This window comes from Mesorhizobium sp. M7A.F.Ca.CA.002.15.2.1 (assembly GCF_003998715.1).
GTDB classification, from domain to species: domain Bacteria; phylum Pseudomonadota; class Alphaproteobacteria; order Rhizobiales; family Rhizobiaceae; genus Mesorhizobium; species Mesorhizobium ciceri.
This window is the reverse complement of the sequence record NZ_RZPI01001190.1, coordinates 1-669: the sequence shown is the minus strand read 5'-3', so window position 1 is coordinate 669 and position 669 is coordinate 1. Positions and strand designations below refer to the sequence as shown.

Annotated in this window: 1 protein-coding gene; it reads left to right on the top strand. The window is 63.7% G+C overall.

All coding sequences use genetic code 11. From position 1 onward, the window contains the following. The coding region (locus ENZ74_RS33580; protein ID WP_164761490.1) for a GMC oxidoreductase at positions 1 to 548 on the top strand (548 nt) is incomplete at its 5' end. Positions 549 to 669 lie beyond the last annotated feature (121 nt).

Below are 669 nucleotides of genomic sequence, written 5' to 3'. Positions count from 1 at the left end.
GTGTCGACAATTTCGACGGCAGCACCATCACAACCGGCCTGAATTTCGGCCTCTATGATGGTCCTCACCGATCGGAGCATGCGGCGGCACTGGTCTATTTCGAGAACCGCTGGCAGCACGGAATGCGTGCCGAAAAGGGGCGGCTACGCCAGGCGCTGCCGTTGGTCGTGGTCACCGAGAACCTGCTCGACCCCGAGAACTACGTCACGCTTGACGCGGATGACAATGCCTTCGTCAGCTTCAAGGCGCCATCGGACTACGCGGTGAAGGGCATGGCGCGCGCTCTGGAGAAATTGCCTGACCTTCTGGCGCCGCTGCCGGTCGAAAAGCTCTTCGACCGCGGCATTCGGCCGACCGAATCGCACGTCCAGGGCACGCTGAGGATGGGCACCGGCCCGGCCGATTCTGTGGTCGACAGCGGCATGATCCACCATCAGCTCAGAAACCTGGTCGTCGTCGGCACCAGCACCTATCCGAGCTGCTCCTGCGCCAACCCGAGCCTGACCGCGGCAGCGCTGTCCTTGCGGGCGGCGAGCCGGATCGCGTGAAAGGAGGTATCGCATGATCGAGATTTCCAGACGCTCGGCCCTGGCCGTCTTGGCTGGCGGAGTGGTTTCGACGGGGGTCGCCTACGCCACCGTTTCCTCCTTCTCGGACGAGGATCTGGTG